Source organism: Oleiphilus sp. HI0123, from assembly GCF_001635315.1.
Genome location: NZ_LWGE01000540.1, coordinates 1 through 270 on the forward strand (window position 1 = coordinate 1; position 270 = coordinate 270).

At 43.3% G+C, this 270-nt stretch carries 1 protein-coding gene; it reads right to left on the reverse strand.

All coding sequences use genetic code 11. The annotated features are described in order from the left end of the window. On the reverse strand, window positions 1-209 hold a 209-nt coding region (locus tag A3761_RS04995; protein ID WP_156491613.1), incomplete at its 3' end, for a hypothetical protein. Window positions 210-270 lie beyond the last annotated feature (61 nt).

A 270-nucleotide genomic window follows, 5' to 3' on the forward strand; every position in this document is an offset into this window, starting at 1 on the left:
ACCGGTATATTCCAACTGCCAGGAGCTCCCCCTCCCAGACTTGCCACATTTATCTGATCTATATCGCTTTCAAGATAGACTTCTTTTTCATCTTTAGACAAGACGTCGAAATATTTGTAACCATTTTCTTTTGCTATTTCAGCACAGCGCTTTAGTGCAAAGCCATGAATCGTTTCCCAACTACGATTCGCACTCTCGGTATACTCCACATAAAAAATCCCTTTCCCAGCTTTTAGATCCCTATACCCTGAATTCCCTTCTTCCGCCGCG